Here is a 9,833-nt window from a genome sequence, read left to right as displayed (position 1 = left end):
AATCAGTTGCACGGCGCAGGATCGTGTTCTGTCAGCACCGAGGTGAGGAGCGGGAATGGCACTCGCTCGTAGTCTGACACCGGCCCACAGTCGTCAATGTTATCTGGGTGGGAGGATTTCGACTCTGGAGGAGACACGGGCGCTGGATCGATTTTTAGCCGGAGTCGAACGCCGCGCGTTTCGGATGGCACAGATCGCCACGGGACACGATGACGAGGCGCTGGATCTTGTGCAGGAGGCCATGCTCAAGCTGGTCGAACGGTATGGCACGCGCGACGAAGCGGAATGGGGGCCGCTGTTTCATCGGATCTTGCAATCCAAGATTCGCGATTGGTATCGGCGGACAAAAGTCCGGTCTCGCTGGCGTCTCTGGTTGGGCCGCGACGAGGACGGCGAGGAAGCTGGCGATCCATTGGACGCGATCGCTGATACGACGACCCCGGCGGCAGACCACCAACTGAAGATCAAGGAGGCCTCGGCGGCGCTTGATGCGGCATTGCGAACGCTGCCTCTCCGACAGCAGCAAGCGTTCTTACTGCGGGCCTGGGAAGAACTCGATGTGGCGCAAACAGCGGCGGCGATGGGTTGCTCTGAGGGGAGTGTGAAGACGCACTATTTTCGTGCCATTCACACGCTTCGAACGCGTTTAGGAAATCATTGGCCATGAGTCAGGAGCTGCATCACAGCGATCATGAGTTTGTCGGCCAGGCCAAGGTGGTGTTGGATCGTGCCGTCGGCGAGGTGGATCATGCGACGGCCCTCCGGCTGCAGCAGGGACGGCTTGCCGCGTTAGATGCCCGCGCGCGCCGGTCCTCTTGGCGTACTTGGGCTTCCGGCCTGGCAGTAGCCTCGCTTGCGGCGCTGGCCGTGCTGCTTTGGATGCAACCGGCGGCGCCTCTTCAGCATGCGGCCGTGTCGTTGGATGATTTCGAGCTCGTCACGTCAGTCGAGAATGTCGAGCTAGCCGAAGATCTCGAATTTTTTCACTGGCTGGCCGATGATGACCAGGCAGGGTAGAGGGTATACGTGCCTCGGCTGGATGTGCGGCGTTCTGCTGGGGACGGCGGTGTCGGCGGCGGCCGCATCGCCTGAGGCCACGCAGGTTCCGGATGCCGACTTCCTTGAATTTTTAGGAAACTGGCACACGGGCGATGGCCGATGGGTCGATCCCTTTCATGCTGCTGAATTGTCGGGTGCCGGGGCGGCGCCTTTTCAGAAGGACCAGCGAGCCGGGCCAACGCAGGAAACGCCGCGAACAAATCGACGGGAGAGCCGTGAAGAGTCTGATCAGCAGGGGACTCGTCCAATCGATCCCATGCGAGAGATGAAGCGATGATGGGACTTGTGCTCAATATTATTCTGCTGTGTGGATGGAGCCTCGCAGCCTGGGCCCAGGCTGAGGCCCAAGGTGTGCCGTGGAGCCAACTGAATCAGCAGGAGCAACAGCTCTTGCAGAAATTCAATCAGGACTGGGATCAGTTGCCGGCGGATCGTCAGGAACGTTTGCGCAATGGCGCGCGACAGTGGTCGAGCATGAATCCTGATGAACGGACTGAGGCGCGCCAGCGGTTCCAGGAGTGGCGACAGATGTCCCCGGACGATCAACAGCGACTGCGGGACGGGTTCCAGCGCTTTCGCGAGTTGCCGCCTGAAAAGCGCGAGGCCATTCGCAATGCGCGGCAGTGGTTTCGGTCCTTGCCGCCTGAAGAGCGCCATGAGATGCGCCAACGCTGGAAGAATATGACGCCCGACGAACGGCGCACGCTTCGCCGGCAGTTCAAAAAGAACTTCGGCGGCGACGGGTCTGCTCCACCGTCGAATCAGTTCCCGCACCGCGACCGGCCTTTCCGTCCGAACCGCTGATCGACTCCTGATGCGTGCTTGACAGTGTCGCGCGCATTCCACAGAATCACCCGCGTATGAGTCTTGTGTCTGGAACACTTCCAGATGGCGCGGTTATTTCAGGAGATCAACCGATGAAAAGCGAAATTCTCTATCCGGGGGCGTTTCCGATGGTGCGGGTTGAGTTGGCGTCCGGGGAGCATATCAAAGCCGAATCGGGTGCGATGGTGGGTTCCTCTCCGACGGTGGATGTTGAAAGTAAGATGGAAGGCGGTTTTCTCGGAGCGCTCTCGCGCAAACTGTTGACGGGGGAAAAATTCTTCTTCCAGACGCTGCGGGCCAGTCGCGGGCCGGGCGAGGTGTTGCTGGCGCCGACGGTGCCGGGCGAAATCGTCATTCTGGAACTCGACGGCGTGAACGAATACATGGTGCAGAAGGATGGATTCCTGGCCGGGGCGGACTCCATCACGATCGAAAGCAAAATGCAGAGTTTGAGCCGCGGACTCCTGGGTGGCGAAGGATTTTTCATTCTGAAGATCGGCGGCAAGGGGATGCTGGCGGTGAATAGCTTCGGCGCCATTCATAAGATCGAACTCAGGCCGGATCAGGAATACATTGTGGACAACAGCCACCTCGTGGCCTGGTCTGCGACGACCTCGTACAACATCGAGAAAGCCGCCTCCGGTTGGGTCGCCAGCTTCACGTCCGGAGAAGGGCTGGTTTGCCGGTTCCGCGGGCCGGGGATTGTGTATATCCAGAGCCGCAATCCCGGCAGCTTCGGGGCGTGGATCAGACAGTTCATCCCGGTCTCAGAGTAGCGGATGCTGAAAACGACAGCGAACTGCGTTCTCGGCTCGATCCAATCCTCAACGTACCCCAAAGGATACGCCTGTGGTTGTCTCTCGCCTGCGGCCTTGTTGGCTGGCGTTTTGAGCATCCGCATAAGACCCCTGCCTTTCATAGGTCAATTGATCCTAGGATGACCAACTTTTCCCCCAACGCCCTTTGTTTCGGTGAGGAGTTTCCGGCCAGTGGCGCGCCCTGTCTCGTCCAGATTGAAGGCGATGGGCTCGCGATCGCTTATGAGCCGGCAGGATCGACGGCTCCATCTGAGCGAGTGCTCTTTACAGGGCTGGCGGTGTCCGCCGGTGGGCTGGATCATGATCATCTGGTTGTGAAATGGGGGGAGGGGCTGCAGGCACGCACGTTGTACCTCAAACATCCCGATCTTATCCGGGCCTTCCGTGAAGCGGCGCCGGATCACTTGAGTCAGCCGTTTGAGCAGGCCGCCGAGCGAGTGCGGCAGGTGCGCCACCGGCATCGTGTCATGTGGGGGACGGTTGCTGGTTCGATCATGGCTGTGGCGCTGGGGCTCTGGTTCGGGGCCGATCTGTTCGTGGAGGTGGCGGTCAGTCGAATCCCAGTCGAGTGGGAGCAGAAGCTCGGCGAAGCCGCCTATAAAGACTTTCTCAGTCATCAAGACGTGATGAAAGAGGGCCCTGCCGTGAAGGCGGTCGAAGAGATGACGCAGCGTCTGGCCGCGCAGATTCCGAACAGTCCGTACAAGTTTCAAGTCACCGTGGTGAAGAGCGACGTCGTCAATGCGTTTGCGCTACCGGGCGGCTACGTGGTCGTGTTTACCGGCTTGATGAAAAAAGCGGACAGCGGAGAAGAAGTCGCGGGGGTGTTGGGGCACGAGCTCAACCATGTGTTGCAACGGCACGGGCTCGAACGGATTGTGAAGAACCTGGGCATCATGGCGGCGGTTGCGATCATTGTCGGCGATCAGCAGGGGCTTATCGGATTGATGCGGCAAGTCGGCGTCGAACTGCTGACACTCAAGTTCGACCGGGCGCAAGAAATGGAAGCCGATCTCACCGGGTTGCAGTTGGTCTATCGCGCGAAGATCGATCCCAAAGGCATGATCACGTTCTTTCAGAAGCTTTCGGAGAAGGACGAGGGGCGCATAGAGTGGCTCTCCACGCATCCGATGAGCAGCGCGAGAGCCGATCGTCTGAAAGCTGAGTTGGCGGCTCTTCCGAAGCGCTCTCCCGAGCCCTTCACGTTTCAGTGGAGTGAGGTGCAGGGTGCGCTCGGAGTTTCACCCGTTGCGGCACCGTGATTGCCAAGGGCCAGACGCACATCGGCGTCATCGCCGATACTCATGGCCTGTTTGATCAGGCGATCATTGCGCACTTCGCGGGTGTCGCAGCCATCCTCCATGCCGGCGACATCGGCAACCCTGACGTCATTCGGCAGCTCCAGCGGATCGCCCCGGTCATCGCCGTGTCGGGCAACGTCGATGAGTTCGAAGATAGCGGATTCCCCAGGTCGCGCGTGATCCGCCGTGACGGGGTGACGATTGGAATCCGCCACATCCTGTTTGAGCGCGGGAAGCTGACCGTGGACGCAAGAGCGTGGTTGGACAAAGAACAGCTCGACGTCTGCGTCTTCGGCCACAGTCATCGCCCGACCATTGAGCGCTATGGCCCAACCCTGTTATTCAATCCCGGGTCAGCCGGACCGAAACGGTTTTCCCTGCCGCGCGGCGTCGGGATGCTGACCTTTGTTGGAGGGCGGATTGAGCCCAGAGTCATCCCGTTGCAGCGGAAGGCTGATGGAAAGCGAGACGATCGTCACTCGCGCTGAAGCAGGAATGGTAATGCTGACTCTCACCGTCGCGCAGTGGACATTGTAGAATTCATACGTAGCGATCTCTTTGTGGCTGCGCGTCGCAGATAATTGGTTGAGATTTTGCCGCGGAATTGGTCTATACTTGCAAAAATTTCCCGATAGATTTATTCGGGGAGTCGGTAATTTATCCACTAAGGAGGGCTTATGATGAAGAGAGTGCTCTTGGCATCGTTGGCTGTGGCCTTCATGGGTATGCAGGTTGGATTGGCGATGGCGAACGCCGGCAATCCCGATACTGGACCGGGTTGCGGCCTGGGTAAGCTGGCTTGGCAGAATTACCCCCACCAGAAGGTCATCGGTGTCCAGACTATGGAAGCGACCACCAATGGACTCATGGGGAATCAGACGTTCGGGATCAGCAGCGGGACCTCCGGCTGTACCAATGATGGGAAGTTCTGGGCGCAGGAGAAGGTCAATGTATTTGCCGCGCTGAACTTTGAAAACCTGGCGCAAGACATGGCTCAGGGGCAGGGTGAACACCTGACTTCCCTGGCGACGTTGATGGGTATTCCTGCGGCGCAACAGCCGGCGTTCTTCGCGATGACTCAGGAGAAGTATGCCTCCCTCATGTCGGCAGGCGAGACCTCTCCGGTTGCACTCGTGAAAGCGTTGAATGACGCGGTGGCGACGCATCCGATGCTGGCCAAGGTTTCCGCCAACTAGTTGTTATCTCCGTGGGGTTCTGGTTGCAACTACTGGGACCCCACGGTTTCTTCAGAATCTTCCCGATCACCTTTCTGCTCGTCTTTCTCCCGTGCCTTGTTCCGTCCCACGGAATCAGCAGTCCGCTCGGTGATCAATCTTATCTGAACGAATTGCGCAATCGCGCTGCAACCCTGCGCCTCGCGGAGGAGCGCGAGTGGCAGGTGCTGCTCCATTACCGCCGGACGTGGCTCGGTGGAGTGGAGAGCATGCAGGACGATCCGGGGTTCTTTCTTGCCCCTCAAGGGAAAATCAATCCGGAGGCCGAGCTTGCCGCCACACTGACCAATTTTTTTGTCGACGATGTCGTCGGTCGCTCGAAGCAGCCTGCGCAATGTGCATTCGTGGCCCGATACCACTGGTTGAAAGAACGCCTGCAGTTCGATGACACCCGTCTGCCGCCGTTGCCTTGTGAACGGTTCAGACAATGGTTCGATGAGTTCAATGCCGAAGCGATCAGTCTCATCTTCCCGACGGGATTCATGAACAATCCCTCATCCATGTTCGGTCATACATTCCTGCGAGTCGACGGCAAGGACCAGACGCCGCAGACGAGAATTCTGGCCTACACCATCAACTATGCGGCTCAGCTCCCGCCTGATGCAGGCATCGAGTATGCCTTTAAAGGGCTCGCCGGCGCGTACCCCGGGTACTTCTCCACGATCCCGTACTATCTCAAGGTGCAGGAGTATCGGGATATCGACAATCGAGATATCTGGGAATACCGATTGAAGCTGACCGAGCAACAGGTGACTCGCCTCTTGATGCACACCTGGGAGTTAGGGAATGCGTATTTTGACTATTACTTTTTTGGTGAAAACTGCGCCTACCACATCCTTTCATTGATAGAGGCGGCTGAACCATCCGCCCATCTGCTGGATGCCTTTCCTGCCTATACGATTCCAGTCGACACGGTTCGGCTCCTGCGAGAAGCGGGGCTTGTTGGAGAGGTGATTTCCCGACCATCCCGCAGTACCCTCGTGCGTCGAAAGCGCACGTCGATGACCGATGATGAGCAAGGGTGGCTCGATCGCTTGATCAGGAACCCTGAAGGGTTGAAAGAGGATGGATTTCGAGCGCTTCACAGTGAGAGGCAAGCCTTCGTCTTGGAGACGGCCTCGGATTATCTACTCCAGCACAGTGCCGGAGCAGGGGAGGACGGGGCTCCGTATCGAGAGAAAAACAGGACCATTCTGAGAGCCAGAAGTGAACTCAAAGTCACCCCATCGGCGGTACTGATTGAGCCTTATGTGAAACAACCTGACCTTGGTCACGGGACCAGCCGGCTTGGCCTCGGGGCCGGATGGAGAAACCAGCGAGCATTTGAGGAAGTGAGCTTCCGTGGCGCGTACCACGATCTGCTCGATCCGGAAACTGGGTACACTCCGGATGCGCAGATCGAGCTGGTGTCGGTCGGGATTCGCCATTATCACGATCAGTCACAGGCGCGTGTCGAACGGTTCGGTTTGGTCAACATTACGTCTCTCGCGCCGATCCATGCGCTTTCATCTGTTCCCTCTTGGAAGGTCAATGTCGGCATGAACACGATCCGGCACAACGGCTGCCAGCTCTGCAGCAACGGCGTGGCGAGCGGTGGGATTGGGGCTGCCGTGGAATCCAGTCTGTTCAAACGAGAAGTGTATTTTGCGTTTGCCGAGGCCGAAGCCAACTACAGCCGCGCCTATGAAGAGCGCCACCGTATCGGCGGAGGCGGCACGGTGGGGATGTTGACTGACCTGACGGACCGCTGGAAGCTGATGCTCTCCGGATCATATCTTCGTTATGCACTAGGCGACAAGTCCGAGGATATCCGCTGGTTTGCCGGGTCCCGCTATACCCTGTCGCAGAACTGGGCGTTGCGGGTGGAATACAATCATCGGGATCGGGATAACGACGTCCTGGTGAGCGTTCAGGCATTCTTTTAGCAAGATATGCTAGACGGAGCGGTTCCTTGCGATGGTCCGGTAAGGTGAAATTGATGCCATTTCTTCAGCTCAAGCTCGAAACATGCGCCCCTATCACGAATTGACAGACGGTATATCCACCACTATACTCCCGCCAAGTGATTCCTACTGAAAGGTCGGGTGGGTCAATCACACAACTTACTCACAACTCACTAATTTATTAAACGAGGAGGAATCATGAAGCATGCGTATCACGTGTTGTCCCTTGGATTGATTGTTGCGGCTGGTCTGAGCTTGACCGGTTGTCAGATCGTTGCGACTCCGGCGGCGGGCTGGATCTTCACCGATGTGAAGTACGGTGATGTGGCGACGACGGCGACCGCGGCAACGAAAGAGGGCAAGGCCTGCGCGACCTCAATCCTCGGATGGGTTGCGACCGGTGATGCGAGCGTCGCGGCGGCGAAAGCAGCCGGCGGCATCTCCACGGTGGCCTCGGTCGATCACACGGCCCACCAGATCCTCGGCATCGTTGGTGACTATTGCACGATCGTCAAGGGTAGCTGATCCTCGACTATCCGCAATCGAAAGGGCCTTTGGGGCGCAAGTCCCAGAGGCCCTTTTATTTTTGCCAGCGCTGCTGGCTCAATGGAGCGAGAGGTATCCTCGACACCTGGTTTCTCTCCCAGGTGTTCGCAGTTATCCTTCCTTTGTCCCTTGCCCTCCTGATGGTATTCACGCGAGTCGGCCCGGTTTCAGCCGCTGAGACCGGGGACGTTGCTCTTAGCCTGTACACTCTGGGTGCATTTCCTTCAAATCAGGGCCTCTTTGCCCAAGGGAGCAACCCTTCTGACACCAGAATTACCAACGGGGCTGGAGCCGGCATCAAGGTCGCGGTGTTTCCGCGCAATTTGGGCAATAGCATCGGGATCGAACTGGAGTCCTCCGGTCACGGGAGCGAGATCACCTTTTCTTCGCCGATGCGCGCGGGATCCTCAGCCAGTACGAACCTCTGGGTCTTTAATTCGATGGTGAATCTGATTCTTCGCTACCCCGGGAAGGCGGTAGTTCCGTACATTGGCCTCGGGGGCGGTCTTTCGAACGGAGTGCTTACCCATGCCAACATACCGGGTCGGTCGGACCCGGATCTTGAAGGTTCCTGGACATTCGGCTCTCAATTTTTCGGCGGGGTGCAAGGCAATCTGAGTGAGCAGGTGTTTCTGTTCAGCGAGTACAAATACTTCTCGGCCACCTATCATTGGAAGCAACTCGCGCTGGACTTTCGCTCTCAGTATGCCGTGTTTGGCATCGGGCTGCGTTTCTAAGTCGTCGCGCTCCGAAGTCAGGCACGATGCGCATCCTCGAAGAGGATCCGTTTATCAGCTGGGTGATGCCAAGCGCACGACTGGGCTTGACGGCATGGATTGCCGACGGAGGGTGTGTGATGTCAGACTGTCTGATGGCCGAACCTTTGTGCGTGTAAGGAATCCAATATCCGAGCCGCCATTCCTGATCTGTTGGATCAGGAGCCGATAGCGCATCGCCCCCTTGCCCGTCCGAAACAGTCCTGCTACAAGAGTGGCCGTCAGGCGTTTCAGGAGGCCTATCGTGAGTTATTCCACAGATCCAGCCGGCGACCGCTCCGTGGCCCACGTCCCGATGGTGCCGGTGGCACCGCATCCCCCATTGCGCCGCTATTATGCCGAAGGCGGCGAACGGCAAGTGTTCTTGAACGAGCTGTTCGATCGCACGGCCTACCAGTACCGCAATATCGATAAAGCGACCGGATTCGGATCCGGCATGTGGTATCGGGCCAAGGCGTTGCGTGAAGCCGGACTCAAGCCCGGTATGCAGGTGCTGGATGTCGCCTGCGGGCCGGGGTTGGTCTCGCAATGCGCGCGCGAAATCGTCGGCCTGTCCGGTTCGGTCGTCGGGCTCGATCCCAGCATCGGCATGTTGCGGGAAGCGCAGAAGGGGCCTTGTCAGAATTTTGTACGAGGCATCGGCGAGCAGTTGCCGTTTCCCGATCGGACGTTCGACTTTCTGAGCATGGGATACGCCCTCCGCCACGTTTTCGATCTCAAGACCGCGTTTTCAGAATATCGCCGGGTCTTGAAGCCTGGAGGGATCGTGCTGCTCCTGGACATCTGTCGCCCGCGGTCGCCCCTTTTCCTGTCGCTGTCGCGGTTCTATATTAAGACGGTGATGGGGATGGTGTTTGCTGCGTCGACCGGCAATCGTGATATGAAAACACTGATGGAATACTGGTGGGACACCACGGAGTCTTGCGTACCGTCGGAGACGATTCTGGAGGCATTGAAAGAAATCGGGTTTGCCGATTGCTCGTTGCATGAACTCTTCAACGGACTCCTGCGGGACTACCGGGCGGTGAAAGTCGAGCAGCCCACATGACAGATTCATTCACCTCGTCTTTGGAGCGGGACCTGGCTGGCTTGATCGTTCAGACGCTCAAGTTGAAGGTCGATCCCGCCACGATTGATCCGACGCAGACGCTGTTCGGGGAGGGACTCGGGCTCGACTCCATCGATGCCTTGGAACTCTCGCTCGCCATTTCCCAAACATACGGCTATCAACTCAAATCGAGCGATCCGGAGATCAAAGCGATCTTTTCCTCCCTGCGGGCGCTGGCCGGCGCGATCGAGAAAAACCGTACGAAGTGAATCATGTGGTGCC

At 58.2% G+C, this 9,833-nt stretch carries 13 protein-coding genes; all 13 read left to right on the top strand.

Annotation, left to right across the window (positions count from 1 at the left end; genetic code table 11):
* The first annotated feature begins 55 nt into the window (after positions 1-55).
* The 13 genes from Q8N04_17440 to Q8N04_17380 all read left to right on the top strand — a co-directional run bounded on the left by Q8N04_17440 (position 56) and on the right by Q8N04_17380 (position 9,820).
* The gene (locus Q8N04_17440; GenBank protein ID MDP3092461.1) at positions 56-667 is read left to right on the top strand and encodes an RNA polymerase sigma factor; all 612 of its coding nucleotides are present in this window, start codon (positions 56-58) and stop codon (positions 665-667) included.
* The gene (locus Q8N04_17435) at positions 664-1,017 is read left to right on the top strand and encodes a hypothetical protein (protein MDP3092460.1); all 354 of its coding nucleotides are present in this window, start codon (positions 664-666) and stop codon (positions 1,015-1,017) included. The genes Q8N04_17440 and Q8N04_17435 overlap by 4 nt, the downstream gene beginning before the upstream one ends.
* A 22-nt stretch (positions 1,018-1,039) precedes the next feature.
* Positions 1,040-1,336 carry a hypothetical protein gene (locus Q8N04_17430; protein ID MDP3092459.1) on the top strand — a complete coding sequence of 99 codons (297 nt, stop codon included), beginning with the start codon at positions 1,040-1,042 and terminating at the stop codon, positions 1,334-1,336.
* A complete protein-coding gene (locus tag Q8N04_17425) occupies positions 1,333-1,863 on the top strand; it encodes a DUF3106 domain-containing protein (GenBank protein ID MDP3092458.1) in 531 nt (176 codons plus the stop codon). The genes Q8N04_17430 and Q8N04_17425 overlap by 4 nt, the downstream gene beginning before the upstream one ends.
* Positions 1,864-1,976: 113 nt before the next feature.
* Positions 1,977-2,660 (top strand): TIGR00266 family protein, encoded by a 684-nt coding sequence (locus tag Q8N04_17420; protein MDP3092457.1) that lies wholly within the window; start codon positions 1,977-1,979, stop codon positions 2,658-2,660.
* A gap of 161 nt (positions 2,661-2,821) precedes the next feature.
* Positions 2,822-3,964, top strand: coding sequence for a M48 family metallopeptidase (locus Q8N04_17415; GenBank protein ID MDP3092456.1), 1,143 nt, complete (start codon positions 2,822-2,824; stop codon positions 3,962-3,964).
* Positions 3,961-4,491, top strand: coding sequence for a metallophosphoesterase family protein (locus tag Q8N04_17410; GenBank protein MDP3092455.1), 531 nt, complete (start codon positions 3,961-3,963; stop codon positions 4,489-4,491). The genes Q8N04_17415 and Q8N04_17410 overlap by 4 nt, the downstream gene beginning before the upstream one ends.
* Positions 4,492-4,680: 189 nt before the next feature.
* Positions 4,681-5,199 (top strand): DUF3015 domain-containing protein, encoded by a 519-nt coding sequence (locus tag Q8N04_17405; protein MDP3092454.1) that lies wholly within the window; start codon positions 4,681-4,683, stop codon positions 5,197-5,199.
* A 23-nt stretch (positions 5,200-5,222) separates the two neighbouring features.
* Entirely contained in the window at positions 5,223-7,163 is a 1,941-nt protein-coding gene (locus tag Q8N04_17400; GenBank protein ID MDP3092453.1) for a DUF4105 domain-containing protein, read from the top strand.
* 216 nt (positions 7,164-7,379) lie between these two features.
* Positions 7,380-7,706 carry a TRL domain-containing protein gene (locus Q8N04_17395; protein ID MDP3092452.1) on the top strand — a complete coding sequence of 109 codons (327 nt, stop codon included), beginning with the start codon at positions 7,380-7,382 and terminating at the stop codon, positions 7,704-7,706.
* Between the two features lie 161 nt (positions 7,707-7,867).
* Positions 7,868-8,464: an outer membrane beta-barrel protein gene (locus Q8N04_17390; GenBank protein ID MDP3092451.1), complete on the top strand. Its 597-nt coding sequence runs from the start codon at positions 7,868-7,870 to the stop codon at positions 8,462-8,464.
* A 283-nt stretch (positions 8,465-8,747) separates the two neighbouring features.
* Positions 8,748-9,551 carry a class I SAM-dependent methyltransferase gene (locus Q8N04_17385; GenBank protein MDP3092450.1) on the top strand — a complete coding sequence of 268 codons (804 nt, stop codon included), beginning with the start codon at positions 8,748-8,750 and terminating at the stop codon, positions 9,549-9,551.
* Complete coding sequence (locus Q8N04_17380; protein MDP3092449.1) at positions 9,548-9,820, top strand: phosphopantetheine-binding protein; 273 nt, start codon at positions 9,548-9,550, stop codon at positions 9,818-9,820. The genes Q8N04_17385 and Q8N04_17380 overlap by 4 nt, the downstream gene beginning before the upstream one ends.
* Positions 9,821-9,833: the final 13 nt, after the last annotated feature.

It is taken from the genome of Nitrospira sp. (assembly GCA_030692565.1).
Lineage (GTDB): Bacteria > Nitrospirota > Nitrospiria > Nitrospirales > Nitrospiraceae > Nitrospira_D.
This window is presented reverse-complemented; position numbering and strand designations above follow the sequence as displayed.